Source organism: Kluyvera sichuanensis, from assembly GCF_014218705.1.
In the GTDB taxonomy this organism is placed as follows: Bacteria; Pseudomonadota; Gammaproteobacteria; order Enterobacterales; family Enterobacteriaceae; genus Kluyvera; species Kluyvera sichuanensis.
In genome coordinates, this window is record NZ_JABBJF010000002.1 from 172,190 (window position 1) to 197,800 (window position 25,611).

The window sequence follows — 25,611 nt, forward strand, 5'->3', positions numbered from 1 at the left end:
GCGCTCTTATATTGACTGGGTGAATGATTAATTGGTTTTAAGACTTGAACAGATGTTTAGCAGGCCATCAAGCCTGTGGGGTTGGTTGATGTGTAATGCCCTGAACGGCATTGCTATCGTTATCTGCTTTGCCTCCATTAGCGCCGTTATCGGCATCAGAGAAGGTGTCTGGCATATTGTCATCACCGTCGCCATTATTATTTCAGCATTTTATAGCGCTAACTATTTCGCCGCCCTGGAATCACGTAATGATTCCCGCCGTTATTATTTACTGGTGTGGGTGATTATCACTATCGCAACTAACTTTATTCGCGTCTGGGGTTAATCCCTACGCGGCATAAAATACACAACGCACAACAATAAGGATTCACGCCTTGACACTGGCAATGATTTTTATCCTCATCAATAACCATAAAGGGCTGTCGGCACTGCTGCTGCTGATAATTCTGGCGCTGTTCTGGATACTTGGCCCACGGGTAAGAAAGCTGCTGGACGGCATTAAAGACCCGTCCTGATGGCTTGATGGGTTACCGATGCGCCCGCATCGGTAACCCATCACGATAATTAGCCCATCTCACTGCACTGGCAGCCAATCTTAACGCTCGCAAACTTATATGCCGCCACGAGATAAAATAGCGCAATCGCAAAACCGACAATCGGATAGAACAGCAGGCTAAATACCGCCACCACCAGAATATGCCCCACGCCCGCCATTAAAAAACCACGACGCTTTAAGCGCAGCCGGCCATAAGAAAAGACAAACGCCAGATAGGCGATGATAAACAGCACAATCACCAGCTTGAACGATAAAAACTGCACCGAGAAATTCATCCCAGCGACGCCCAGATGCGGCAGCGCAAGAAGCACAAACAGGGTGAAAAAAAGCAGCGAGGCGAGCTTGACCCACGCCATTACGCCCTTCCAGAAAGAGATACGCGTCATCATGAAATCCTTAATTCGAAGATAAACGGCGTTGAGGCATGTCGAATAACCTCAACGCCGGGAAAGTATTGCTACACCGGAATATTGCCCGGCGAGTAGCCCGGCAGTCGGCGAGCCGGGAGAATCGCCAGTGCGGAGATCAGCGCCATGATCAGGATCCCGAGCTTCAGCGCCTTCAGCCTGGACGTCTCGTTGATGTCCATCGCTTCCTGCACCTGCGCAGGCGTCGCCGAGGTATTTTCCAGCACCGTCGCCAGACGCTCGTTGCTGACAAAGTTAATGTTATCCAGATTCACCTCCGCCTGAAGTTCGGCGGTCACCACCGGCGAGGCCACCACGCTTTTCATCACGCTGGCGCTGAGCAGGCCAACCAGCAGCGCGCCCGCAACCGCCGTACCAATGGCGTTTGCCAGATTACTGGTGGTGCCGCGAAGCGCGCCTACGTCGCTTGCCAGCGATTTAGGTGAGGAGCTGACCAGCACGTTGAACACCAGCGTGACCAGCGCACCCTGCCCCATGCCGAAGACAATCAGCCCCACCATCACCGGCCATTCACTCCAGTTATTGGTGACAACCCAGGAGAGCCAGACCAGCGCCGCGCAGCAGACGATGAACCCCGAGGTGGCAATCTGTTTCGGCGTGAATTTGTCGTACAGCTTAATCACCAACAGCGCGGAGAAGAACACCGACAGGTTGAACGGCAGCATCGCCACGGTGGTCGCCATCGGCGTACGTCCTTGCACAATCTGGATATACAGCGGCACGGTGAAGTTCAGCATCGCCTCCAGCGCCACCACGGCGAACATCACGGTGACGGCGGCTTTCTCAGACGGCGAGTCCATCACTTCCAGCGCAATCAACGGCGTGCGGCCGCGCTGTTTGATATGACGGTTCCACATCACAAACCCTTGCAGCAGGATAAAGCCCACCACAATCATCACCGGCGCGGGTGACAGGCCGTTCAGAGTGAACGGCGCGGCGGGTTTCGCCATCAGGCCCCCCCAGCCGTTCAGGTTATTGAATCCCAGCGAGAGCAGCACAATGGCGCTGGCAGCCAGCAACAGGCCAATCACGTCTATCTGCACGCTCGGGTCACCCTCGTCTTTACGTAGACGGAAGCTCAGGGCAAAGGTGATAAGCGCCAGGACAATCATCACGGCAAACACCGGGCGCCAGCCGATCCAGGTACCAAAGACGCCGCCAATCAGAAATGCCGCTACGCCCGCACCCGCACGGGCGGATCCAAGTGAGCCGAGTGCCGTCGCCTGCTGTTTACCCTTGTAGTTTTCCGCAATCAGCGCCACCAGCGATGGCACCAGCGCGGCGGCAGTAAGCCCGCAAAGCGCCTGCGCGGCAATCATGGTTTGCACGTTCTGGCTGATAACCATGAAAATCTGCGCGCCGCCAAAGACCAGCACCGACACGCGAAAGACGATGACCGGGCCAAAGCGCTGGCTGAGTTTCGAACCCGCCATCACAAACGCGGCGACGGAGAGCGAGTACATAATAATACCGGTGGCAATATCGGTTGGCGGCACGTTAAAGCTGTTGACCATGCCACTAAGCGCGACCGGCAGCGAAGCGACGTTAAATGACATCAGCACCTGGGCCAGCGCGATGGCGATCATTGGTGCCCAGGAGCGCTGCTGTTGTTCTGCGGTTATTGTGCTCATTGGTTACTCCTGCGCCGTTAGGCTACGGTTATCGGTATAGGGTTTAGCAACCAGCAGATCCATCCCCAGACAGCGCGATAATGATCGAATGGCTTTCTGCGCTTTAACGCTATTTCCGGCCCCGTCGAGCAGCGGAGAGAAAGCGCTTAACGCACATTTTCCCGGTGAGACGGCAACAATGCCGCCACCGATACCGCTTTTGGCAGGCAGCCCGGTTTCATATAGCCATTCACCGGAGGTTTCATACATTCCCGACGTCAGCATCACGGCGAGGGTATAATGACAGATGGCATTATTAATAATTTTATCTCCGGTTACCGGGTTAATTCCGCCGTCGGCAAGGGTTGCTCCCATTACAGCTAAATCACGGGAATTAATATTCAGGCAGCATTGACGGGTATAGAGTTCGGTGGCCATTTCCGGGTCACATCCGAGGCGTCCGTAGCTATAAAGCAGATGGGCAATTCCGCGATTGCGATAATTACTCTGGCAGGCGGATTGATATATTTCTTCGTTTAATGTCAGCTTACGCCCGGCAAATCCACAGAGGCCGTTGTAGATATAGTGCCATTTCTCTTCTTTGGTTTTTCCTGGCGTAAAACTGGTGGTGGCAATGGCACCGGAGTTAACCATCGGGTTCGTCAGTTTTGTGGTCGACTGCTCAATGGCCGATACCGAGTTAAACGGCATCCCGGTACCGTTGACGCCAAGCCGTTCGCGCGCCGCCTGCGGCCCAATGGCCTGGCACACCAGCGCAAAGATAAAGGGCTTGGAGATGCTCATGATGGTGAACTCGGTCTCCACGTCACCGATGGAGAACTCGTAGCCGTCCACGCCTTTGAGGTAGATGCCAAACAGGTTCGGGTCGACGCGGGTTAACGCCGGATAGACCGTCGAAACGGCACCCTCTTGCTCGGAGCACAGGGCCGAATAAACGTCCGTAATCAGGCGTTCAATGTGTTCGCCGCTGGGCAGCGATATATTTTGGTTATGGTGGTCCCTGGAATGATATTCCATAAAGACGTTCCTTTATTTTGGCGCACAGCAGAATAACAAAATTTATGATTTAAATTTTGCTGTACGAATAAGCGTATTGAAAGACGCAGCGTGACCTATACGCTAGACAGGGAAAATAACCGTCGAGCGGTAAGGAGAAAAAATAGTAGATGCTGTGAGAAACAGCGGGGGCAATTATGGCGTAGAAGGGGGTTTGGTCTGCAGATAGCGTTGACTTCGGGTGATGATATACATTTGCTTATCCATAGCATATGACTCATTGGTAATGAATGATTGATGTTTTTCCTTAGAGCGGCGGCATTATAGCGTTATTCCTGTTAAAGATTCGCCAGCTGAATGTAAATAAGTGTCATTTGAGATACCAGTTAAACAATATAACCACAAAGTAGTATATCTGAAATAATTAAATAATCTGACAGGGGTAATTTTGGTAAATTACCTGCTTTTATTAGCGCTTAATTGTAGCTATTTTTCCCTGTTCCCTGGTTCTGCGCATTACCCTCACCCCGGCCCTCTCCCTGGAAGGGAGAGGGTTAGGGTGAGGGGGCTACGCGTCATATCAGGGTTTCGGGCCAAACATCGCCTCAAGCTGTTTCTCATCAGGCATCCCCACCACCTGCTGCAGCTCGTTCTTGTCGTTCATATAGTAAATCGCCGGCGTGGCGTTCGCGCCTAAGTCATCCATCATCTTCTGATGCTGTTGCAGCAGATTGAAGGTTTCGCGCGGCGTGACGCCGTCAAAACGCGGCAATTTCTTACCGTTAGACAATTCGTAGTCTCGCCAGGCCGCTACCGGATCCGCCGCGTTAAGAATGGCCGTCGCGTTGCGCCCGCTTTTCGGGTTCAGGAAGGCCACCAGCAGCGTATTGAGCTGGACGTGACCCGCCTCAACCCACGGCTGCGCCGCCGCCCAGAAAGTTTTGCAGTAAGGGCAGAAAGGATCGGCAAACACAAACACCTTTCTCGGCGCGGTATCGGCCCCCTCCTTCAGCGCGTGGGCGCTATTGAGCGTTTTCCACATCTCCTGGCCCATCGGTACGTAAATCGCTTCGGTAAAGTAGCCTTCACTCAGGTTTTTACCTTTGTCGTCATAAAGGTACCCCGATACCACGTGCTTGCCGTCAGGGGTCAGGAACAGGTTCACCCCCATATCCTGATACTTCCCGACCCAGCTTTTCAGCCCGCCGGGGGCCTCCACCTCTTTAATGATGGTGATGTTCTGCTGTTCGCTAAAGCGCTTCACGATATCGGGAAGCGGCGCGCTGGCGTAGGCGAACGCCGGGAGCAGCGCCAGTGACGTTAGAATAATCGATTTCATCATCGTCTCTCTCTGAACGGGGGATCGCTCCCCCGAAAGTGAATTTACTGTTTTTTCAGCGCGTCGCTGACCATAGCATCAAACTGCTCATAAGGAACCCAGCCGGAGAGCATTTCATCGCCAATTAGCGTGGCGGGCGTGCCCTGAATACCCAACTGCTGCGCCAGCGCGAGGCTTTTCTTCACCGTTTCAAAGCTCTCGCTGTCCGGTTCATTCACCACCACGCCCGCTTTCTGCTTGGCCTGGGCGATGCTGGCATCGTCGTGATAACCCTTTTTCGCCATCAGCAGGTCGTTAAACTTCATAAATTGCTCCGGGTGAGCGCGCCAGACGGTGAGCGCATCCCGGGCCGACGTCACCGAGCTTTCCGAGCGGTAAGGCAGGAATTTGAACACCACGGCAACGTCCGGGTATTTCGCCACGATCTTCTCCAGATAAGGATCAAATTTCTTGCAGTATGGGCAGTTATAGTCGGTAAAGACCACCAGCGTCAGACGCGGTTTCGCCGCCCCGATACGCGGGGAGTTGGGGTCGCGGTAGAGAAAATCGCTGTTCTGCGCGATGACCGATTTCATCTGCTGCTGGCTGGCCTCGGCGCTTTGCTGATCCAGCTTTTCTGCCGCAGCGGCCAGAATTTCCGGGTGTTTAAGCAGCGTCTCCTGCACTAATTCCTGGACGCGAGCCTCCTGGGCTGGCGTAAGCGCTGGCGCGGCAACGGCTTGCAGTGAAGCGGTCATTAAAAGCGTAAACAGAAGCGTGTATTTCATGATTCATTAACCTTTGGCATGTTTCAGGGCGGCGAGCAGCGTTTGTTGGTCCAGCAGCGGCGAGAGGATCTCGCCCTCGGGCTGGCCCGGCCCGTAGATTTCATTGAAGGGGATGGCGTAGCGGTTGCGCTTTTGCAGGAAGGCGGCGATCGATGCGGAAGGCTTGCTCCAGTCACCGCGCAGCGCCACCACATCAGGGGCATTCAGCGCCGCGACGATCTCCGGCTGGTTCAGCACGCGCATTTCATTCACCTTGCAGGTCACGCACCAGTCGGCGGAGATATCCACGAAAACGCGTTTCCCCTGTGCCAGCGCCTGATCAATCGCCGCTTCGCTGAGCGGCTGCCAGCGAATGTCCGCGCTGGCCTCGGTGGACGAGGCTGACGGCGACTGAATCAGCCCACGCAGCTGATAGCCGCCAAGGCCGGTGAGCAAAATCACCGCCAGATAGAACGACGCACCGCTGCGCGGGCCGGTGAACAGAACGGCCACCAGCGCCACGATGGCCAGCAGCAGAATCACCATATCGCTGACCCGGTCACCCAAATGCAGGCTCAGCAGCGACGCCAGCCACAGGCTTGAAGCCAGCATCATCAGCGCCAGAATGGTTTTCAGCATCGCCATCCAGCGCCCTGGACGTGGTAATAGCGCAGCGGTTTTTGGCAGCAGCGCCACCAACAGCCAGGGAATCGCCATCCCGATACCAAGCGCGATAAAAATAAGCCAGAGATCCTGAAGCGGAGCCCCCAGCGCAAAGGCCACGGCGGTGCCGAGGAACGGCGCCGAACACGGTGTGGCCAGCAGCGTGGCAAACATCCCCTCGAAGAAACTGCCCAGCATTCCGTTGCCACCGGCGGTGGCCATCCTGCCGACCATGGATGACGGCAGCAGCACGGCAAAGGTGCCGAACAGGTTCAGCGCGAAGATAAAGGTGACGGCGACCATCAGGCCAATAAACCACGGGTTCTGGAACTGAATCCCCCAGCCCAGCGCCGCGCCGGTCAGCTTCAGCGCCGTGACCATCGTCGCCAGCAGCGCAAAGGAGACAAGGATCCCGGCGCTGGTCGCGAGGAATCGCAGACGGATACTGCGCGTATCCGACCCGGCGTGGAGCACCGCGCTCAGCTTCATCCCCATTACCGGCAGGACGCAGGGCATCAGGTTGAGGATAAACCCGCCGAGCAGCGCGAACAGCAACATCTGCATGATACTGACGCTGGCTGCATCGGGCGCATTGGCGGTTTGATCGGCCCCTACTGTCAGGGTGGTTTGCTGGGCTTTTCCGTCGCTGGTGAGGACAAAGGAGAGCGTTTTCCCCGCGAGCGTTGCCGGTTTTTCGCCCCACTCGTCCGTCACCGGCGCACTCACAACCAGCTCCGCACCGTGCATTTTGATACTCGGGTCGCCGGGAATAATGCCGCCGTCCATCGGGTCAAAATAGATTTCCGGGGAACGCCACGTTCCCGCAGTGGTGCCGGTGATCACCAGACGATCGCCCTCAAGGTGCGCCGCAAGATCCTCCGAAATACCCTTTTCCGCCGGGATGGTGCGCATTGCCTGCTCGAACGCGTCCTGGAACTGGCCGTCGACCGGCTGGTTAAAATCAAGATGCAGCGGGTAGTCCGTTAATAGACAGACGTTGCTGCAGGTTGAGAGCGTCAGCGTGCCGTCCAGCACATCCCCCGGATTCCCGGTGATGATCATCGGAATCACCACCCGGTTATGGTAGCCCTGGGTGGTCAGCCCCGAAATATCAAAGCGGGACGGCACCGGCCAGTACCACTGCGCCTTTTCACCGTTTTTCCAGTGTATTTCGGGCGCCACGCCCCCTTCTCCCGGCGATCGCCAGTAGGTTTTCCAGCCGGACTGTAGCTCAACGGTCAGCAAGCCATACAGGCGGTCCTGCCCTCTTTCCGCCTGGAAACGAATCTTAGCGTGGTCATTTTGCGGGGACGTAAGCCACCCGGTATCGGCTGCGTGAGCGGTACCCACGCAGGCCAGCAACAGGAGGAGTAATCCCCTGAAGATATTCAACATGTTTTTTCTCCGTGAATTAAATAATCAATCGTCGTCAGGACGATGATTTATTCACGGAACACGCAGTTTTTGAGGTGTATGCGAAGCGTGGGCGGCCGTCTGGGCACGTCGCGGAAGACAAACGTACGCACTTCAGCGAATAGCTGAATCAGGGCCAGGAAGATGATAACGGCAGGCAGCGCGCCGTCGAAGAAAATGGGCTGCGCGCACAACAGCGAGTTGGCGCTAAGCTGGCACGGCGAAGGCCCAACCTGGGATTCGTCCGTTGCCGGCGTGGAGAGAGTCTGAACCGGGTTGCCGACCTGCTCAAGAAAATGGTGCAGATAGACCGCCCGCTGCACCAGGCAAAGCGCCATAGCGAGGCAGGTCACTATCAAGAACCCTTTAGCAAGAAGCCGACGATTACGCATAAATTACCAGACGTTTCAGAACAGCCGAATCATAAACAATCCTCAACAATGCGCAAGGCCGCGAGTGTAAGGTTTTGTCTTACTGCGGCAAGATCCTGCTCTATAGTTAATCCATCATCACCCGATTGAGGCTTCACCGACCATGATCGCGGCATTTCCCAGCATGTTCATGCTTCTGCTGACTTCGCTGACCTTCAGCACCGCGCTGCAAGCGGCGGACGGTCAGCGCATTAAGCAGCGGGCCGATGCGGTGCTGACGCTGATGAGCTACATGATTGTGCCGGATATTACCGCCAGCGACCTCAATATCGGCTCGGGCTCCGACGATAAAACCGAGCTGTCGATCACCCAGTTTGGCGGCGGCGCAACGATGGGCGACACGTTTCCGCTTTATCTCGAAGGGGCGATGGGCTACAGCCGCTACGACCCGCAGTTCGTCATCAGCGATGGCGACCAAAGTCGACGTATTCCGACCAAATGGAACAGCCTGACGGCCACCGGCGGTATCGGCTGGGATTTCAGCCTGCACCGCGACCGCTGGGGCGGCAATCTGGTGCTGCGTCCGATTGCCAACGTGATGCTCGGCACGATGGCGAGCGATCTGCGGGTCGGAAAATGGGCGCTGGAACGGCATCGCAACGCCGAGTATGACTTTCTCGACGGCGGCCGGCTCAACGCCTATGGCCTGGGCGGTTCGTTAATGCTCGACTATGAGCTGGTCTCCCCGGCGCAGGATATTGACGTTGAGTTGCGCTACACGGGCATGAATCTGCAAACCTTCGGCAACACCTCCAGCGCCGTTGAGGGCAGTGCCACGGCACAAAACCTCGGGCTTTATCTACGCCGCCGCGCCCCGCTTTTCGACTGGACGCTGCTGAAGAGCCCGGTGCGCTATGTGCTGGAAGGGGCGCATACCGAGTACCTCGGCGAACAGCGCGGCACGTTAGGGTTTGATAGTTTGAGCTCGGTGGGGATTGGGATTGAGATGGACAGCAGTAAGTACCCGGTCTTTATTACCCGCACGCGTCTGGTGGCGCGCTATATGTTTGGCAACGGCACCAGCGGCTATGGCGTGGGGTTAGCCATGAGCTTTTAGCTGCCAGGAAAAAGGCCTGACAACGTCAGGCCTTATCGTAGATTACGGTGCGGTGCTGTGAATTTCCGCTACACGCTTACGAACCCCGAACCATCCGGCCACCAGCAGAATAGCAATCAGCGGCAGCGAGGCGATGGTGTAGGTGCCGTTCGGATAATCGAACGCCATCAGTACCAGCACGCTCAGCAGGAACAGCAGCGTCAACCAGGAGGTAAACGGCGCGCCCGGCAGCTTGAAGTTCACGTCCGCGGCCTTGCCTTCTTTGATGGCCTTACGCAGGCGCAGCTGGCACACCATGATAAACGCCCACGAAGCGATAATGCCCAGCGAAGCGAAGTTCAGCACGATTTCAAAGACCTGAGACGGCACCAGATAGTTCAGGAACACGCCCACCACGTAGACTACCAGCGTCGCCATAATGCCTGCGTACGGCACGTGCTGGCGGCTCATTTTGCTCATAAACTTCGGTGCGGAACCGCCCATCGCCATCGAGCGTAAGATACGCCCGGTGCAGTAGAGGCCCGAGTTAAGGCTTGAGAGCGCCGCCGTCAGTACCACGATGTTCATGATGCTACCGATGTAAGGCACGCCGAGCTTAGAGAAGAAGGTCACAAACGGACTCTGCCCCGCCTGATAAGCCGTCCACGGCAGCAGCAACACCAGCAGCACCACCGAACCCACGTAGAACAGGCCGATACGCCAGATAACGCTGTTGATGGCGCGCGGCACCATGGTCTGCGGGTCTTTACACTCGCCCGCTGCGGTACCGACCAGTTCAATGGAGGCAAAGGCAAATACCACGCCCTGCACCAGCACCAGCGCAGGCAGCAGGCCATGCGGGAAGAAGCCGCCGTTGTCGGTTATCAGATGGAAGCCGGTGGCATTGCCGTCCAGCGGTTTGCCGCTGCCCAGATACACGGTCCCGACGACGAGGAACACCACAATCGCCAGCACTTTCACCAGCGCAAACCAGAACTCCATCTCGGCGAACCACTTCACGCCAATCATGTTCATGGTGCCGACAATCGCCAGCGCGCCCAGCGCAAACACCCACTGCGGCACGTCACCAAACGCGCCCCAGTAGTGCATATAGAGCGCCACTGCGGTGATATCAACAATGCCGGTCATCGCCCAGTTGACGAAGTACATCCAGCCCGCCACATAGGCGGCCTTTTCGCCGAGAAACTCACGGGCATAGGAGACGAAGCTGCCGCTCGACGGGCGGTGTAATACCAGTTCACCCAGCGCGCGAAGAATAAAGAACGAGAAGATGCCGCAAACCAGGTAAACCAGCGCCAGCGCCGGACCTGCCATTTGCAAACGCGCACCTGCGCCGAGGAACAAACCGGTACCGATAGCGCCGCCGATGGCGATCATCTGTACCTGTCGGTTGCCCATCGCCTTGTGATAACCCTCTTCGTGGGCGTTCAGCCAGCGTCGTTTTGCCGCGCGTTGCTCCGCGGCCTGTGAGTGTTGTGTTTCCATTATTACCCTGTACCTGTCTGATGTATGGAATGCATAAGGTTATCGAATGAATACGGAACGCCTATCCACGACAACCCGCGCGGTTTTTCCCGTCATTCTGCGTAGGGATAAAACTGCCGCGAAGCATCCTACCTGCAATTATTAAGCGGCGCAAAACATACGCTTACTCTTCAGACCTCTTTCGCGCATAAAACGGTGCCCTCTGCGAAAACGCCGGTCACTTGCTCTGGGGTCGTGCTTTCGCCCGGCGACGGGTACGAAAAAGGCCTCCCATAGGAGGCCCGTAAACGCGATGATTTATTGGGTGGAAAATTTAACGGTGGCCTGCTTTCTGCCGACGAAATATTTCTACCGAAGCCGCCAGGCAGAGAATATAGCCAAAGAGTTCCGTCCCCTCTTCCACCATATTTTTCACCTCCCGAACGTAGCCATCCTGCAGCAGGGAGTGCCAGAGCAACGACATACCAAACAGGCGAGAAAACACCAGGGTGGCTAATAATCCCGCGAGCATCATCCCGAAGGCGGGTTTTGCTGTATACAGAGTGAGTTGATGTAATACCCGCTGAGGCTGTCGAAACGCGTAGATAAGCGCCGTAATACTGACCGCCAGTGCAAACCTTACCCAACTGCCGTGGTGGATCAGGTCAAAAATGCCGTCGAGTTCGCGGATCAGCATGGCCATAAAGAAGCCAGCAATCAGGGTATTACATTGACGCATATCGGGTTGCTTACGTGCCGCCACGAGGTGGATCAGGACGATAAGCAAGAGGATAGTCTCCTGAACAATCTCGGTGAGCGAGACCTCAGACAGGGTATTTTTGAGAATATTGACATCGATATGCAGGCATAAAATAGCCGCGCCGGTCGCCAGCGATAAAAAGAAGCAGCGTAAAAACAAATTAACTAAAATCATAATAGTCACGGTCTTTTAATAAACAAACAGTTTACATTACTGACCGTAACAGAACTTATCCTTATGTGCCTCAGCGACCATGAAATTTAACAATTGTTGCGTTATTCCAGATCAGTAATTAATACCACTTTAGCGCAGTGAATATATTTTAGTATGAGAAACGCCTGACAAACATATTAATATCGATATAAAAATATCGGTGTCAGGGCATATTTTTCGCACATTCAGCGCGGCCCGCCTCGGCGACAGCCGCGCATCAACGCTCCAGCCTCAGGCTGCTAGCCAGCGCTGCCCTTCTGCTTTCATTTTCGCTTCCAGCTCGCTGCCGCGTGTGGCGAATACTCGACCAAGCGGGAACCCGCTTTTCTCCAGCAGATAGGCCAACGGGGCAGAGACGGGACGAGTGCGGGTGGGCTTTGCCGGCAACGCGATTTTTAGCGGCAAGATGACGACCGACCTGCGCGAGTTTCATCATGCTTACCCGGACGTTGAACTGGTGATTGAAGAGATGGCCCCTCAGTTGCAGGTAGATGCCATTCTGGCAGGAGAGCTTGATGTTGGTTACGCCCCCGATAACAGCAAAACCGCATCGCCGGGCATTATCGCACAGCCCATTGGGCGCTGGGCGTTTCTGGTGGCCTTTGCCGACGCTCACCCATTGGCCGCTCACGCGAGCATTTTCCCTGAACAGCTCGCCGGGGAAGCGCTTATTCTTTATGAAGCGCACGATATTCATGAACGGCTTTGCCTGCTGCTGCAAGAAAGGCTGGGCGACCAGTTACATATTGCACAGCGCTCCAGCAGTACGCTAAGCGTACTTGCCATCGCTGCGGCCGGGCTGGGGGTAGCGTTAATTCCGGCCCCACTACAGCAGGTGCACATTCCTGGCCTGACCTATCGTCCCCTGGATGATATTGAACTGAACGCCAATTTGATGCTGGTGTCTCGCGCGCAGGAGTCGAGTGCTGCGGTAAAGGCGTTTATTCGAGGGGTCACGGGCTAGCGAGAAGCGGAGCCTCAAATGTCATGGGGAGTCCCCTCCCCAGGCTCGTTAGCTTACATACTCTTCGCTGTACCGGTCGAACTGAGTGCAGCGATAAGCTTCGTTTTTTCTGCCGGTGAGTTAATTGTCTTGAAACACTCCGCGATGATTTTTTTAGCGACGGTTTGCGTTAACTCATAATTATTTTTTTCCCAGTCGCTGATAGGTCTTGTGCGCTCAGCAGAGAGTAGATCGCTGCTCGAACACGTATGATAATAATCACCGCTCTTTATTGTCGCTGAATAGAAGAAAGTATAATCACTGGTATCTAAGCCTTCGTACAAGAGCTTATATTTATACGGCTGGATGATAATTTCTTTATTTACATTAGAAGGGATATCCGCACTTGTCAGAAGCTTGTCCAGCTCTGGATTAACGTACTCCATCGTTCTGTTTTGAACGCTACCAACATAGGTGCCTTTGAGTTGGTCTTTACTAAATGTATTAACCTGAGAGCTCCCCCCGCCCAACAGCACCGCTGCAAACTGCAGCGTTTTCAACGCGACAACCTTTGCATTATCAGATTTAGCGACAAGATTAAGCGAATTATTCGTGTCTTCGATGACATCGCCATTGATCGCATTTTGCGTCAGAACGTCAATTTTCGAACCATTGCTGAGTTTAACTACTCTGGTATCCACAATCTTTGTTTTCGGCGGTTGGGTAGTTGAACAGGCACTCAGCGCAAGGCCCCCAAAGGCCAACAAGGTCATTTTATATTTATTATCCATCGACAGCACATCCCATAAAAGTCGTTAGCATGATATTAAGATCAGATTATTCTTATCACATTTTGAAATTGCCAGCGGCTTAAACACTTATATTTGGTAGGGGTACAACCAACATTTTTTAATAAAATCAGAACGTCACAAGGAATGAGCCTGAATTAAACTCAAATACGGTTAATAAATTTTAGTTAAGGATGATTTAATAATTCGCGGGGAGTTGCGATGAGGCGAAGTGGGGTACACAAGGTGATAAAACTGTGTTTAAGTAGACGACACATAGCAAAAAGGGCTTGTCTTTCGACAAGCCCTTTTCTAATTTGGCGGAAGCGTAGAGATTCGAACTCTAGAACCCTTTCGGGTCGCCGGTTTTCAAGACCGGTGCCTTCAACCACTCGGCCACGCTTCCAATGAGGCGCACTATAAACATCCCGAACGGACCTGTAAAGCACCAAAACGTTCGTTTGCCTGAAAAACAGCCAAAATGTTGTTATTCGTCTGAAAAAACAACAAAATGGCTATTTTTACGACGCTTTATTCCTCGAATTTCCGCTTAATGCTTTTTGATGTAGATATCTTTGGTGGAGAAATTCCCCAGGCGATCCGGCGCAAAACCGCCAACCCACGGTTTCACCAGGTGCGTACGCACATAGTGATAAACCGGAATGGCTGGTACATCGCGCGCCAGCAAATCTTCGGCTTTCTGGTAGTCACGTGCGCGCTGAGCGACATCTTGCGTTCTGGCCGCATCGCGCAGTGCCTCGTCGTAGTCCGGGTTGCTGTACTTTGCCGTATTCTCGCTGTCGCCGGTACGGAAGGTATTGAGGAACGTCGACGCATCATCGTAGTCCGCAATCCAGGCGTAGCGTACGACGTCAAAATTACCGGTATGCATCGCATCCAGCATGGTTTTCCATTCCTGATTTTGCAGCTTGGCTTCAACGCCGAGATTTTTCTTCCACATCGAGGCGGCGGCAATGGCTATACGCTGATGCGATTCCGAGGTGTTGTACAGCAGATTGAATGACAGCGGGTGCGCTTCATTAAACCCGGCTTCCGCCAGCAGCTTTTTCGCCTCGGCCAGACGCTTATCGCGCGGCCAGGAGGCGTATTCAGGCCCGTGCAGCTTCACGCCGCCAATATCTGGCTGGCTAATCACCCACGCCGGGCTCTGCCCCTGCCCCAATACCTTGTCGGCGATAATGTCTTTATCCAGCGCCATATTCAGCGCACGACGCACGCGGGCATCGTTAAACGGCGGTTTCGTGGTGTTGAACTCATAGTAATAGGTGGCCAGCTGCGGTTTAACGTCCACCTGATCGCCGAGCGTCTTTTTCAACTGGCTGAACTGGTTAATCGGTAAGGTATAAACGATATCGACTTCACCCGCCTTGTAGCGGTTTACATCAGAAGCTTCAGAGCGGATAGGCAGATAGGTCACCTTATTGACCACCGTCTTCGTATTATCCCAGTAACGAGGATTGCGCTCGGCCACAATGCGCTCATTAACGACCCACTGTGAGAGCGTATAGGCTCCGCTGCCCACAAAGTGCTCTGGCTTCACCCATTTATCACCAAAGCGGCCGATCAGGACTTTATCCAGCGGGACCATCGACGGGTGCGCGAGCATGGCGAGAAAAGCCGAGTTAGGCTGCGTCAGGGTCACTTCGATTGTGGTGTCGTTAAGCGCCTGCACACCGAGGGTATCCGGGGCTTTCTTGCCTAAGGCAATATCCGCCGCGTTCACAATATGCATATTGCCAGGATAGCTGGCGTAAGGGGATGCGGTGGCCGGGGTAACCAGACGTTGCCAACTCCAGACGACATCCTGCGCGGTAATTGCAGAGCCGTCGGACCAGGTAATCCCGGGGCGCAGGTGGAACGTCCAGACGGTGTTGTCTTTATTGTCCCAGGACTCCGCCAGCCTTGGCTCAATGCTGCCATCGGGTTTCACCGCCACCAGCCCGTCAAACAGATCGTTGAGGATGTTAAACTCAACGTCGCTTTCCACTTTATGTGGGTCAAGCGAAGCTGGCTCATTGCCGTTGCCACGCACCAACTCCTGTTTGTCCGCCAATGCAGTACCTTCCGGTACGTTTGCAGCCTGTGCAGCACCGCTTAAACCTAGCGCCAGTAGCGCGATCGTGATGTTGTTATTGTGTTTTAATTTCATTTCCATTGCCTTGTCGTTATAACCCTCTTCACTCTTGGCATGAAGCGGTGATAACGCAAGGGCTTTCAACAACCTATAAGAGATTGATCTCGCTCTTTCTGGCTTTATTGATAGAATCTGTGACCGACCAGTAATACCCTGATTCGGCAGAGTAAAGATGGGTAAAATCATTTGGGAATAAAAGAGAGATTTCTTATTCTATGCCACTAATAACATCTGTCATAAGAGAGTGACTCATGGATCGCATAATTACTTCATCGCGTGACCGCTCATCGCTGCTGAGCACACACAAAGTCCTGCGTAATACTTATTTCCTGCTGAGCCTGACGCTGGCGTTTTCCGCCATTACCGCCACGGCCAGCACCGTGCTGATGCTGCCATCTCCGGGCCTGATCCTGACGCTGGTTGGCATGTACGGGTTAATGTTCCTGACCTATAAAACGGCCGATAAGCCGGTAGGCATTCTGTCCGCTTTCGCCTTCACCGGTTTCCTGGGCTATATTCTGGGGCCGATTCTGAACGCCTACCTGTCTGCGGGCATGGGTGACGTTATCGGGATGGCGCTGGGCGGTACGGCGCTGGTGTTCTTTAGCTGCTCGGCCTACGTGCTGACCACCCGTAAGGACATGTCCTTCCTCGGCGGTATGCTGATGGCCGGTATCGTGGTGGTGCTGATTGGTATGGTGGCGAACATCTTCCTGCAGCTGCCTGCCCTGCACCTGGCGATTAGCGCGGTGTTTATCCTGATCTCTTCCGGTGCCATCCTGTATGAGACCAGCAACATCATCCGCGGCGGTGAGACCAACTACATCCGTGCTACCGTTAGCCTGTACGTCTCGCTGTACAACATCTTCGTCAGCCTGCTGAGCATTCTGGGCTTCGCAAGCCGCGATTAACCCCGACTCAACGGACTCAAGGCCTCGCTTATGCGGGGCCTTTTTATTTGCTACACTTCCCGCCATCTGTTTGTTGCGTGAAATATTATGCTTATCTACGAAAACACCGAAATTGAGACCGATAGCGAAGGCTATCTTAAAGACACTACGCTGTGGAGCGAAGGGCTGGCGGCGGCGATTGCCGCCAACGAAGGTATTGAACTGAGCCCTGAGCACTGGGAAGTGGTGCGTTTTGTGCGTGCGTTTTACCTGGAATTCAACACTTCCCCGGCCATTCGTATGCTGGTCAAAGCGATGGCGAACACCTTCGGCGAAGAGAAAGGCAACAGCCGCTACCTGTATCGCCTGTTCCCGAAAGGCCCGGCTAAACAGGCCACCAAAATCGCGGGCCTGCCTAAGCCTGTGAAGTGCATTTAATAGCGAATGCTGAAGTTGTTCCACGCTTTTTCGGGTTGATGAGGTTCGGCCAGAACTTTATCAACCCGGGCGCTGCGCGGCCCGCCCGCTTTTAACCATGCCAGTAGCTTCTCAACCTGTTCATCATTGCCGCAGGCCACAACCTCCACGCTGCCATCATCCAGGTTCAACGCATAGCCGCGCAGACCAAGGCGCACGGCCTCCTGCTGGGTAAAAAAGCGAAAACCGACGCCCTGCACCTGGCCGTAAACCCAACAAATCACGCATTTATCCATGCGGTTCTCCTCCGGTATGGTTCAGACGATTAACACCACTCTACCGCCAATTGTCCTGACATTCTTCCGCTGTTCGTTGCATTTGTGCAGCGAAGTCGGGAAAATGCAGCCTGATCCCTTCCTATATAGTCAGATAAAAAACTATGAGTGTACGTTTAGTGTTAGCCAAAGGGCGCGAAAAATCATTGCTGCGCCGTCATCCCTGGGTCTTTTCCGGTGCGGTTGCTCGCATGGAAGGCAAAGCCAGCCTCGGTGAGACCATTGATATTGTTGATCATCAGGGTAAATGGTTAGCCCGTGGCGCATATTCTCCGGCTTCGCAGATCCGCGCTCGCGTGTGGACCTTCGATGCCAACGAAACCATCGATATCGACTTCTTCGTGCGTCGCCTGCAGCAAGCGCAAACCTGGCGTGACTGGCTGGCGCAGAAAGACGGGTTGGACAGCTACCGTCTGATCGCCGGCGAGTCTGACGGCCTGCCGGGCGTGACTATCGACCGCTTCGGTTCCTTCCTGGTGCTGCAGTTGCTGAGCGCCGGTGCCGAATACCAACGTGCAGCGCTGATTAGCGCCCTGCAAACGCTGTATCCGCAATGTGCGATTTACGATCGTAGCGACGTTGCGGTACGTAAAAAAGAAGGCATGGAGCTGACCCAAGGGCCAGTGACCGGCGAGCTGCCACCTGCCCTGCTGCCGATTGAAGAGCACGGCATGAAGCTGCTGGTCGATATCCAGGGTGGCCATAAAACCGGTTATTACCTCGACCAACGCGACAGCCGTCTGGCAACGCGTCGCTATGTGGCGGATAAACGCGTTCTGAACTGTTTCTCCTACACCGGCGGCTTTGCGGTTTCCGCGCTGATGGGCGGCTGCAGCCAGGTGACTAGCGTGGACACCTCTCAGGAAGCGCTGGACGTTGCACGTCAAAACGTCGAGCTGAACAAGCTGGACCTGAGCAAAGCCGAGTTCGTTCGCGACGATGTCTTTAAGCTGCTGCGTAAATACCGCGACCAGGGTGAGAAGTTCGATGTGATCGTGATGGATCCACCGAAATTCGTGGAAAACAAAAGCCAGCTGATGGGTGCCTGCCGTGGCTATAAAGACATTAATATGCTGGCGATCCAACTGCTGAATCCAGGCGGCGTGCTGCTGACCTTCTCCTGCTCCGGCCTGATGACGACGGATTTATTCCAGAAAATCATCGCCGACGCCGCAATTGATGCCGGTCGTGATGTACAATTTATAGAGCAGTTCCGTCAGGCAGCCGATCACCCGGTGATTGCAACCTACCCGGAAGGACTGTACCTGAAAGGATTTGCCTGCCGCGTCATGTAACTTGAAAAGCGAAATGGTGTCTATATATGTAGAGATACAGAGATAACGCCATTTCCCGGGAGGTGAGTATGATGATTACCAGCAAATTCGGTATTGGCCAGCAGGTGCGTCACTCCCTGCTGGGCTACCTGGGCGTGGTGGTAGATATCGACCCGGTTTACTCACTTGACGATCCTGACCCCGACGATCTGGCGGCAAGCGACGAGCTTCGTGCTTTGCCGTGGTATCACGTGGTGATGGAAGATGACGAAGGCCAGCCGGTGCATACCTATCTGGCCGAAGCCCAGTTAAGCAGTGAAACGAGAGAAGATCACCCAGAGCAACCTACGATGGATGAACTGGCGCGTACCATCCGCCGACAGCTACAGGCACCGCGGCTACGTAACTAGTTGCCGCATTAATGACAAAACCCCGCATTGCGGGGTTTTTTGTTATGAAGCGACGGTGAACTTCTTTATTTTGCGAGGCCCAAACGAGGGATCTCAATCGCCGGGCAACGGTCCATCACCACCTGCAGACCCGCGTTACGCGCCAGCACGGCCGCCTGTTCGTTAATCACCCCAAGCTGCATCCACAGCGTTTTGGCGCCAATCGCAATCGCCTCCTGTGCCACGCCCCATGCGGCTTCGGAATTGCGGAACACATCCACCATATCGACTTTCTCTGGCACATCGGCAAGCGTGGCGTAGCCCTTCTGCCCCAGCAGCGTACCGCCCGCCACCTTCGGTGACACCGGGATCACGCGATAGCCTTGATCCAGCAGGTATTTCATCACCCGATAGCTCGGGCGATCAGGTTTGTCGCTCGCCCCTACCAGCGCAATGGTGTGGGTGTTGGTCAAAATGTTGGCAATATCATTTTCTGTCATCATTATCCTCCTGGCTAATAGATTAAGTGTACGCGAGCGCGCTGATGTCGCGCGTCAAATTTTTGCGATTCAGAGCTTGCAGGCTGATTTGCTTGCAGTAATCTGTCTGGATTACACACTTAGGGAATGGCTTTATGGAACTGACGACCCGCACCTTACCGGCGCGTAAACACATTGCTCTGGTGGCACACGACCACTGCAAAGATATGCTGATGAAATGGGTGCAGCGCCACCGGGATTGCCTGGCGCAGCATACGCTGTCCGCCACCGGCACCACCGGTAACCTGGTGCAACGCGCCACCGGTCTGGAAGTGAAAGCCATGCTGAGCGGCCCGATGGGCGGCGATCAGCAGGTTGGCGCACTGATTTCTGAAGGTAAAATCGACGTGCTGATTTTCTTCTGGGATCCGCTAAACGCCGTACCGCACGACCCGGACGTTAAGGCGCTGCTGCGTCTGGCAACCGTCTGGAACATCCCGGTTGCCACCAATGCGTCCACCGCCGACTTTATTATCCAGTCACCGAACTTCAGCGAGCCGGTCGATATTCTTATCCCCGACTATCAGCGCTACCTCTCCGAACGCCTGAAATAAGCGTCCGCCAGGCCCGGAGTCGCAACAGCGGCTCCGGCTTATCTTACGGTTTACGTGCCACTGGCACCGATAGCTGCTTCAAAATATCGACGAACGGTGACGGCTGTTTAGCATTAAACAGTAGCCAGACGCGCAGACGCGCGCGGGTGATAGCCACGTATAGCAAACGACGTTCTTCGGCATCCGGGAAATCTTCCGGTGCAGGCAGCAGCGCCTGTTCCATAATCGACTCCCGCTCGGGGGCCGGGAAACCATCAAACCCTTCCTGTAATCCCAGCACGATAACGTAATCGGCCTGCTGGCCCTTGCTGGCGTGAACGGTCATAAAGTCGATATTCAGCTTCGGCCAGCGGGTCACCGCTTTTTCCAGTGCAGCCGGTTTCAGATGGTGATAGCGCGCCAGCACCAGAATCCGCTGCTCCTCGGTGGCATAGCCGCTGAGCTTATCAAACAGCGCATCAAGCTTATCGTCCTCCAGCAACGTCACCGCATTTTTGTCACCCGCCGTCAGGCTGTTGAGCGGTTTACTCAACTGATGCGGGTTCTGCTGAATAAAGCGATTGGCAATCTCACCAATACGGCCGTTGAAACGGTAGGTAGTGTCGAGCGCGCAGTTATCGCCTTCGCCAAAATAGTGGTTAAAGGCGGTCGTCAGAGACAGTTGCGCGCCGCTAAAGCGATAGATTGCCTGCCAGTCATCGCCCACCGCATAGAGCGAGGTATGCGAATTCTGTTTGCGCAGCGCTGCCAGCAGAGCGGCACGCTGAGGGGAGATATCCTGAAACTCATCAACCAGAATATGCTTCCACGGGCTGACAAAACGCCCTTTTTCCAGAATATTAATAGCCTGATGGATAAGCCCGGAGAAGTCGACGGCGTTTTCTTCTTTCAGCGCCGTTTTCCACGCTTTCAGCAGCGGAGCCATTAGCTTGATGCGTTTGCCAAACAGATCACGTACCTCTTCCGGCGCGCCAGCAATCATCTCCGCCTGAGACCCGCCGTGCATACGCATCAGGCTTACCCAGCGATCAAGGCGGCTTCCCATGCGCTTGATGATCTTCTCATCTTCCCAGAAATTACCCTCGGCGACATCCCAGCCCAGTTCATCCTGGAGCCACAGCCGCCAGCCCTTGGCCTGGGCTTTTTTCTCCCGACACTGCTGCTGCCAGCACTGGGTAAACAGCGCATAACGGGCAGTCGCGTCATTCTCCAGTTTGCTGACCACGGGAACTTTTTTGCTGCCCTGCTGAATAATATGCAGCGCCAGCGCGTGGAAGGTTCGCGCTGTAATAGCATCGGTATGCAGGCGCGTTTGTAGGCGCTCATCCATCTCCTGCGCCGCTTTGCGGCCAAAGGCCAGCAGCAGAATTTGTTCTGCTGAAGCTTCACCACGCGCCAGCAGCCAGCCCGCACGTGCCACCAGCACGGACGTTTTACCGCTACCGGCCCCCGCTAGCACCAGCAGCGAGCGTTCGCCGTTAACCACCGCTCTGGCCTGGGAGGCATTCAGCGGCGATGACTCTATCTGTTCGAAAAACTCATGGTACTGCTCAAGCATCGCATCGGTATAACGTTGATTATGCTGTGCGCGGCCGTTCTCTTTATCCGCGAGCCATGCCTGGCACTGCCGCCACAGCTCACGGCAATTATCAAACGCCTCAAGGCGATCGGTCGGCAGCGGTAAACCTTCCAGTGCCAGTACAATCTGCTCGCGTATCTTTTTCGCCTGTTGACGCGTGAGCCACTGCGTTTCCACACTGCTGCCAGCGATAATCGCCAACTGCTTTTCGAGCAGTTCAGCAGCAATGTCGCTCATCTCCACGCCCCACTGCTGCCAGAGGCCGCTTAAATGACGGTGAAAGCGCTGCGTCTCCCCCCATTCGGTTCCATGCAGGCGCACAACTTTGTCCTCAGGCAACACAAACTCCAGCTCTCCCCACACCAGGCCGCGCTTGCAGTTAATCGCAAGAAGCTGGTTGAAAGGAATGAGATATTCATGTTGAGGGCCGGAAACTCTGACGCCCGCATTGAGGATCTCAACCCGGTCGTAAGGGTGCTGCGCCATGCGCTTGCCCAGCGTCGTTGCTTTTAATTCCATGTTGTGTCGAATCCTGACTTTTTCGATACCTCACAGTGTAACCGCCAGAGAATAGGTGCTCCAGCGCAAAAAAACGTTACAATCATCAGGTCTTATTATTCACAACGCAGCACAGGGGATTTATGCGTACAGTTCTGAATATTTTGAATTTTGTGTTAGGTGGATTTCTGACAACGCTGGGCTGGCTGTTTGCGACGCTGGCCAGCATCATTCTGGTTATCACGCTGCCGCTGACCCGCTCCTGCTGGGAGATAACCAAACTGTCGTTATTGCCTTTTGGCAACGAAGCCGTTCATGTTGACGAACTGGACCCTACCGCCAAAAACGGTGTGATGAACGCGGGCGGAACCGTGCTGAATATCGTCTGGTTCGTGCTGTTTGGCTGGTGGCTGTGCCTGACACATATCGTCGCCGGGATAGCCCAGTGCGTGACCATTATTGGTATCCCCGTCGGTATCGCTAACTTTAAAATTGCCGCCATCGCCCTTTGGCCGGTTGGCCGACGCGTGGTGCCAGTGGAAGTAGCACGCGCGGCGCGTGAAGCCAATGCGCGCCGCCGTTTTCAGTAATCAGGACGATTAATCGCTATGCTAAGCCCGTTGCTTCGCCGCTATACATGGAACAGTACCTGGCTCTACAACGCCAGAATCTTTATCGCGCTCGTCGGCACGACCGCGCTACCCTGGTGGCTGGGCGATGCCAAACTCACCATCCCGCTCACCCTGGGGGTGGTTGCCGCGGCGCTGACCGACCTTGATGACAGACTCACCGGGCGACTGCGAAATCTGGTCATCACCCTTATCTGCTTCTTTATCGCTTCCGCATCGGTCGAACTGCTGTTTCCGTGGCCGTGGATGTTTGCGCTGGGTTTAACCATTTCGACCATCGGTTTTATTCTGCTCGGCGGCCTGGGGCAGCGCTATGCGACCATCGCCTTTGGCGCGCTGCTGATTGCCATTTATACCATGCTTGGTGTGTCACTTTACGCGCATTGGTATCAACAACCGGTGCTGCTGATTGCCGGTGCCGTCTGGTATAACGTGCTGACGCTAACCGGCCACCTGATTTTTCCTATCCGTCCGTTGCAGGATAATCTCGCCCGCAGCTATGAACAGCTTTCACGCTATCTTGAGCTGAAGTCGCGCCTGTTTGACCCGGACCTGGATGATAAAGACCAGGCGCCGCTGTATGAACTGGCGCTAGCGAATGGTCAGCTAATGGCAACGCTCAATCAAACCAAAGCGTCTTTATTAACGCGCCTGCGCGGTGACCGCGGGCAGCGCAGCACGCGTCGAACGCTGCACTACTATTTTGTTGCTCAGGATATTCATGAACGCGCCAGTTCATCGCATATCCAGTATCAGGCACTGCGCGATACCTTCCGCTACAGCGACGTGATGTTCCGCTTCCAACGGCTGCTCTCCATGCAATCGATGGCCTGTCAGGATCTGGCAAAAGCCATTTTGCTGCGTACGCCCTACCAGCACGATGCCCGGTTTGAGCGCGCATTTTCCCACCTCGATGCTGCATTAGATCGCGTTCGCGCCAGCGGCGCCGCGCCAGAACAGATGAAAGCGCTCGGTTTTTTACTCAACAACCTGCGCGCCATTGATGCGCAGTTGGCGACCATCGAGTCTGAACAACTGCAGTCGCAGGCGAAAAACGAAACGGAAACCCTGTTGGCGGACGACAGCCTGCACGGTTTTGCCGACATTCGCTCGCGCCTGAGCCGCAATATGTCGCCGGAGTCGGCGCTATTTCGTCACGCGGTGCGTATGTCGCTGGTGCTATGTGCGGGTTATGCGTTTATTCAGTTCACTGGCTTGCAGCATGGCTACTGGATCCTGCTCACCAGCCTGTTTGTCTGCCAGCCCAACTATAACGCCACCCGTCACCGCCTGGCGCTACGTATCATCGGTACGCTGGTCGGCGTGGCGCTTGGGCTACCAATTCTATGGCTGGTGCCTTCGCTTGAGGGCCAACTGGCGCTGATTGTTGTCACCGGCGTTCTGTTTTTTGCGTTTCGCAACGTTCAGTATGCTCACGCGACGATGTTTATCACGTTATTGGTACTGCTGTGCTTTAATCTGCTCGGCGAGGGCTTCGAAGTAGCGCTGCCGCGCGTGGTGGATACGTTAATTGGCTGCGGTATAGCCTGGGCCGCCGTCAGCTTTATCTGGCCTGACTGGAAGTTCCGCAACCTTCCTCGCGTGCTGGAGCGCGCGGTGGATGCCAACTGCCGCTATCTGGATGCGATTCTTGAACAATACCACCAGGGGCGCGATAACCGGCTGGCCTATCGAATCGCACGACGAGATGCCCATAATCGCGACGCAGAGTTAGCTTCCGTGGTCTCTAATATGTCGAGCGAACCGAGAGTGACCGCAGAAATGCGGGAGACGGCGTTTCGTCTGCTGTGTCTGAACCATACCCTCACCAGCTATATTTCCGCCCTGGGAGCCCATAGGGAAAAACTGGCTACGGCGGAAATACTGGCTCTTCTGGACGATGCGGTATGCTACGTCGACGATGCCCTGCACCACCAGCCTTCCGATGAAGAGCGGGTGCAGCAGGCATTAAGCGGCTTAGCCGCGCGAATCCAACATCTCGATCCTCGCCCGGACAGCAAAGAGCCATTAGTGTTGCAACAAATCGGCCTGATGATTTCGTTGTTACCTGAAATCTGCCGCCTGCAAAAGCAGGTTATGGCATAACATCAGTTGTACGGGCATTGGCTAATGCCCATTCCAGCAACTCCTGGCGCCGCGGCGCCGGGAGCGTTGCGGCATGAATCCCAACAATCGCCCCTTCCAATGAATACAGCACATTAATACTGATCTGTTTGCGAATGCGACGAAGCGCGAGCCATGCCTCTTCCGCACCTATCTGCTGTAGCATTCGAACATCCTTAATGCCCGCTTCACTCAGCAACAGCTCCATATGAAAAGAAAGATTGGGAAGATCTTTAATCCTCTGCGGCCCCTGCCGGATTTTCTCCCGCCGTGCGTCTGCCAGCGAGAACTGTCCAAGCTGTAATAACGTCGGCTGATCGGACCAAAGCATATTGTCGACATGGAAATATTTTAACTGCTGTGAACATCCTCTTTTGCGTAATGTTAATAATGGAGGCGAATGCTTAGCCTGGTATGGCGCACTCTCCTCGCACATTCTCAGGTACAGCTCCCCTTCAGAAACCATTGCAAACACCGCATTGTTGACGGCAAGGCTGTAGCCGCCGAACAGCGCCCGTGACTTGATTTTGCCCAACAGCGAAAAGTACTTCTGGGACTGATAAATCCGTTTATACGATATTTTCTTCATGATTAATCCTTAATAATCATGGACATGGATGCATTAAATTAATTAATGGAAGGCATAATAAGCAACATAGGCGCGTTCTTTCGGCGCGGCAAGGTGAATTTACCATCGGGGGCATTTAGAGTGCATTTTTGCGAGTTGCTTTCAGAAAATGAGGTTGATCTTTAATCTTCAGGGTAGTACTGTATATTCATACAGTAACCCACAGGGCTGG

Annotated in this window: 26 protein-coding genes, 1 tRNA gene and 1 pseudogene; 11 read left to right on the top strand and 17 right to left on the bottom strand. The window is 54.7% G+C overall.

The features are described from left to right. The first annotated feature begins 88 nt into the window (after positions 1 to 88). Together HII27_RS03175 and HII27_RS03180 are read left to right on the top strand one after the other, a co-directional pair. A complete protein-coding gene (locus HII27_RS03175; protein WP_185666515.1) occupies positions 89 to 325 on the top strand; it encodes a hypothetical protein in 237 nt (78 codons plus the stop codon). A gap of 49 nt (positions 326 to 374) precedes the next feature. Beyond that, positions 375 to 515, top strand: a complete 141-nt coding sequence (locus tag HII27_RS03180) for a hypothetical protein (RefSeq protein ID WP_185666516.1) — start codon at positions 375 to 377, stop codon at positions 513 to 515. Between the two features lie 49 nt (positions 516 to 564). Here HII27_RS03180 and HII27_RS03185 read toward each other — a convergent pair whose 3' ends face one another. The 7 genes from HII27_RS03185 to HII27_RS03215 form a co-directional block, all read right to left on the bottom strand. After that, a complete protein-coding gene (locus tag HII27_RS03185) occupies positions 565 to 945 on the bottom strand; it encodes a hypothetical protein (protein ID WP_185666517.1) in 381 nt (126 codons plus the stop codon). A gap of 68 nt (positions 946 to 1,013) precedes the next feature. Next, on the bottom strand, positions 1,014 to 2,615 hold the full coding sequence (locus HII27_RS03190) for an MFS transporter (protein ID WP_223883138.1): 1,602 nt from the start codon (positions 2,613 to 2,615) through the stop codon (positions 1,014 to 1,016). Between the two features lie 3 nt (positions 2,616 to 2,618). After that, positions 2,619 to 3,632, bottom strand: coding sequence for a glutaminase A (glsA, locus tag HII27_RS03195; protein ID WP_185666518.1), 1,014 nt, complete (start codon positions 3,630 to 3,632; stop codon positions 2,619 to 2,621). A gap of 559 nt (positions 3,633 to 4,191) precedes the next feature. After that, complete coding sequence (gene dsbG / locus HII27_RS03200) at positions 4,192 to 4,950, bottom strand: thiol:disulfide interchange protein DsbG (RefSeq protein ID WP_185666753.1); 759 nt, start codon at positions 4,948 to 4,950, stop codon at positions 4,192 to 4,194. A 44-nt stretch (positions 4,951 to 4,994) separates the two neighbouring features. Next, the gene (locus HII27_RS03205; RefSeq protein WP_185666519.1) at positions 4,995 to 5,717 is read right to left on the bottom strand and encodes a DsbA family protein; all 723 of its coding nucleotides are present in this window, start codon (positions 5,715 to 5,717) and stop codon (positions 4,995 to 4,997) included. 6 nt (positions 5,718 to 5,723) lie between these two features. After that, positions 5,724 to 7,754 (bottom strand): protein-disulfide reductase DsbD family protein, encoded by a 2,031-nt coding sequence (locus HII27_RS03210; protein ID WP_185666520.1) that lies wholly within the window; start codon positions 7,752 to 7,754, stop codon positions 5,724 to 5,726. 47 nt (positions 7,755 to 7,801) lie between these two features. Then, positions 7,802 to 8,164: a hypothetical protein gene (locus tag HII27_RS03215; protein ID WP_185666521.1), complete on the bottom strand. Its 363-nt coding sequence runs from the start codon at positions 8,162 to 8,164 to the stop codon at positions 7,802 to 7,804. 163 nt (positions 8,165 to 8,327) lie between these two features. Between HII27_RS03215 and HII27_RS03220 the strand changes: the two genes are divergently transcribed. Beyond that, positions 8,328 to 9,260 carry a hypothetical protein gene (locus HII27_RS03220; RefSeq protein WP_185666522.1) on the top strand — a complete coding sequence of 311 codons (933 nt, stop codon included), beginning with the start codon at positions 8,328 to 8,330 and terminating at the stop codon, positions 9,258 to 9,260. A gap of 42 nt (positions 9,261 to 9,302) precedes the next feature. Here the strand turns inward: HII27_RS03220 and ansP are convergent, their stop codons facing one another. The 3 genes and pseudogenes from ansP to HII27_RS03235 form a co-directional block, all read right to left on the bottom strand. After that, positions 9,303 to 10,745: an L-asparagine permease gene (gene ansP, locus HII27_RS03225; protein ID WP_185666523.1), complete on the bottom strand. Its 1,443-nt coding sequence runs from the start codon at positions 10,743 to 10,745 to the stop codon at positions 9,303 to 9,305. A gap of 313 nt (positions 10,746 to 11,058) precedes the next feature. Further along, positions 11,059 to 11,658, bottom strand: a complete 600-nt coding sequence (locus HII27_RS03230) for a transporter (RefSeq protein ID WP_185666524.1) — start codon at positions 11,656 to 11,658, stop codon at positions 11,059 to 11,061. Positions 11,659 to 11,928: 270 nt separating this feature from the next. Further along, positions 11,929 to 12,048: pseudogene (locus HII27_RS03235) on the bottom strand (nuclear transport factor 2 family protein); the annotation flags it as partial. A gap of 55 nt (positions 12,049 to 12,103) precedes the next feature. On the opposite strand from HII27_RS03235, the gene HII27_RS03240 reads away from it, so the two are divergent. Continuing rightward, on the top strand, positions 12,104 to 12,661 hold the full coding sequence (locus HII27_RS03240; protein WP_223883140.1) for a LysR family substrate-binding domain-containing protein: 558 nt from the start codon (positions 12,104 to 12,106) through the stop codon (positions 12,659 to 12,661). Between the two features lie 53 nt (positions 12,662 to 12,714). On the opposite strand, the gene HII27_RS03245 is transcribed toward HII27_RS03240, so the two are convergent. The 3 genes from HII27_RS03245 to HII27_RS03255 form a co-directional block, all read right to left on the bottom strand. Next, positions 12,715 to 13,431, bottom strand: coding sequence for a hypothetical protein (locus HII27_RS03245; protein WP_185666526.1), 717 nt, complete (start codon positions 13,429 to 13,431; stop codon positions 12,715 to 12,717). A gap of 315 nt (positions 13,432 to 13,746) precedes the next feature. Continuing rightward, positions 13,747 to 13,834, bottom strand: a tRNA-Ser gene (locus tag HII27_RS03250). 144 nt (positions 13,835 to 13,978) lie between these two features. Beyond that, positions 13,979 to 15,598, bottom strand: a complete 1,620-nt coding sequence (locus HII27_RS03255; protein WP_185666527.1) for an ABC transporter substrate-binding protein — start codon at positions 15,596 to 15,598, stop codon at positions 13,979 to 13,981. A gap of 236 nt (positions 15,599 to 15,834) precedes the next feature. On the opposite strand from HII27_RS03255, the gene yccA reads away from it, so the two are divergent. Then, entirely contained in the window at positions 15,835 to 16,494 is a 660-nt protein-coding gene (gene yccA, locus HII27_RS03260) for an FtsH protease modulator YccA (RefSeq protein WP_052284078.1), read from the top strand. A gap of 87 nt (positions 16,495 to 16,581) precedes the next feature. After that, the gene (gene tusE / locus HII27_RS03265) at positions 16,582 to 16,911 is read left to right on the top strand and encodes a sulfurtransferase TusE (protein ID WP_185666528.1); all 330 of its coding nucleotides are present in this window, start codon (positions 16,582 to 16,584) and stop codon (positions 16,909 to 16,911) included. Here the strand turns inward: tusE and yccX are convergent. Next, entirely contained in the window at positions 16,908 to 17,186 is a 279-nt protein-coding gene (yccX, locus tag HII27_RS03270) for an acylphosphatase (RefSeq protein WP_185666529.1), read from the bottom strand. The two genes, tusE and yccX, sit on opposite strands and share 4 nt — an antisense overlap. Positions 17,187 to 17,329: 143 nt before the next feature. Here yccX and rlmI point away from each other — a divergent pair, with 143 nt between their 5' ends. Beyond that, a complete protein-coding gene (gene rlmI / locus HII27_RS03275; RefSeq protein WP_185666530.1) occupies positions 17,330 to 18,520 on the top strand; it encodes a 23S rRNA (cytosine(1962)-C(5))-methyltransferase RlmI in 1,191 nt (396 codons plus the stop codon). 71 nt (positions 18,521 to 18,591) lie between these two features. Continuing rightward, the gene (gene hspQ / locus HII27_RS03280) at positions 18,592 to 18,909 is read left to right on the top strand and encodes a heat shock protein HspQ (RefSeq protein ID WP_185666754.1); all 318 of its coding nucleotides are present in this window, start codon (positions 18,592 to 18,594) and stop codon (positions 18,907 to 18,909) included. Between the two features lie 65 nt (positions 18,910 to 18,974). Here the strand turns inward: hspQ and HII27_RS03285 are convergent, their stop codons facing one another. Further along, positions 18,975 to 19,388, bottom strand: coding sequence for a CoA-binding protein (locus tag HII27_RS03285; RefSeq protein ID WP_185666755.1), 414 nt, complete (start codon positions 19,386 to 19,388; stop codon positions 18,975 to 18,977). 134 nt (positions 19,389 to 19,522) lie between these two features. On the opposite strand from HII27_RS03285, the gene mgsA reads away from it, so the two are divergent. Further along, entirely contained in the window at positions 19,523 to 19,981 is a 459-nt protein-coding gene (gene mgsA / locus HII27_RS03290; protein ID WP_185666531.1) for a methylglyoxal synthase, read from the top strand. A 43-nt stretch (positions 19,982 to 20,024) separates the two neighbouring features. Here the strand turns inward: mgsA and helD are convergent, their stop codons facing one another. Beyond that, a complete protein-coding gene (gene helD, locus HII27_RS03295; protein ID WP_185666532.1) occupies positions 20,025 to 22,079 on the bottom strand; it encodes a DNA helicase IV in 2,055 nt (684 codons plus the stop codon). A 122-nt stretch (positions 22,080 to 22,201) separates the two neighbouring features. Between helD and HII27_RS03300 the strand changes: the two genes are divergently transcribed. Together HII27_RS03300 and yccS are read left to right on the top strand one after the other, a co-directional pair. Next, positions 22,202 to 22,648, top strand: coding sequence for a YccF domain-containing protein (locus tag HII27_RS03300; RefSeq protein ID WP_185666533.1), 447 nt, complete (start codon positions 22,202 to 22,204; stop codon positions 22,646 to 22,648). 18 nt (positions 22,649 to 22,666) lie between these two features. Then, positions 22,667 to 24,793: a YccS family putative transporter gene (yccS, locus tag HII27_RS03305; RefSeq protein WP_185666534.1), complete on the top strand. Its 2,127-nt coding sequence runs from the start codon at positions 22,667 to 22,669 to the stop codon at positions 24,791 to 24,793. Here the strand turns inward: yccS and HII27_RS03310 are convergent. Continuing rightward, positions 24,783 to 25,400 carry a TfoX/Sxy family DNA transformation protein gene (locus HII27_RS03310; RefSeq protein WP_185666535.1) on the bottom strand — a complete coding sequence of 206 codons (618 nt, stop codon included), beginning with the start codon at positions 25,398 to 25,400 and terminating at the stop codon, positions 24,783 to 24,785. The genes yccS and HII27_RS03310 overlap by 11 nt on opposite strands. Positions 25,401 to 25,611 lie beyond the last annotated feature (211 nt).